We start from the raw sequence: 1,167 nt of genomic DNA on the forward strand, positions 1-1,167 counted from the left end.
GCTCGCAGCGCTTCCTCGCGTTGGTCGACTTGTTCGTTGAACTTCGCGTGAAGCAGAATCAGCGCAAATTCTTGTGCCCGCGTYGCGCTCTTTTGTATCTGCAGAATGCCGGACAACATCGAGTGATCGAATTCGTCCACCGGCCAAAGCGTTGATAAAATGCTGTCTTCGGTCTCGTCGCCCTGGAAGCCAAAGTGCGAATAGAAAGCCTGGCGACGCAGATCATCGTGACCGACTTCACCGATAAATTGCGTCAGATCATGCCGTTTGTTTACTGCCTCGTCGAGCAGTTGCTGCAGACCAAACTCTCCGGCGGCATCGAGCACATCGGCAAAAGCCGCGGCAAGCTCCGTGTTATGGTCAAGGCGCGCCGCCTGCAGAAGTTGGCGACGCGCTTCGCCGACCAGCGCGACCTGCATCATGTCATCCATCAATTCAAAATGGCCGGCAATATTGGCCTCGAGCGGGAATTGATGGAGGATCGCTTCACAAAAGGCGTGGATGGTCTGAATCTTGAGGCCGCCCGGCGTTTCCAGCGCCCGTGCAAACAGACGTCGCGCTTGCGCCAGCCGTTTCGGCCCGGGGCGACTGCCATCGATCTTCTCGATGGTCTGGGCCAACGCACCTTCGTCCAATGTTGCCCAATCGGACAATCGCGCAAAAACACGGTTCTGCATGACCGCTGCTGCCGCCTTGGTGTACGTCAAGCAAAGAATCTTGGAAGGATCGGTTCCGTCGAGCAGTAGGCGAATGACGCGTTCGGTCAGTACATGCGTCTTCCCCGACCCGGCATTGGCCGAAACCCAGACGGAATCCTTCGGATCGGCCGCCTTGTTTTGGTTGGCAATTGTTTCTCTCGGAATGTTGCGCGGCGTCTTCATTCGCCGTCTCCGCTATCGTCAGCGCCGCCCGCCGACCATTCCAGCACACGCGCGAGATGATCGTAGTCCCCGGTCAAATCGCTTTCCTTGAATGGCAGTGCCCGCGAAAGGTAGCCTTTGTGCGGGTCGCGATAAGCGGTGAGCAACTCGGTCAGGCGATGCCACGAAAGCTCGCCAAGCTCCGGACCTGACTTTTCGCTGCTATTGGAGCCGCTACCAATCTTCAGGATCGATTCCGGATCAACCTTGCCGTTGGGACGGAGCCGCACATAGAGCAGATCTGCAG

At 57.6% G+C, this 1,167-nt stretch carries 2 protein-coding genes; both read right to left on the reverse strand.

The annotated features are described in order from the left end of the window. A partial coding sequence (locus tag ACXJ5O_RS27640) for a UvrD-helicase domain-containing protein (protein ID WP_457302701.1) occupies window positions 1-881 on the reverse strand: 881 nt, incomplete at its 3' end. Beyond that, window positions 878-1,167 (reverse strand): hypothetical protein (locus tag ACXJ5O_RS27645; RefSeq protein ID WP_457302702.1); only part of this gene is annotated, 290 nt, incomplete at its 5' end. The genes ACXJ5O_RS27640 and ACXJ5O_RS27645, both read right to left, overlap by 4 nt.

The sequence above is a fragment of the Phyllobacterium sp. P5_D12 genome (assembly GCF_054049495.1).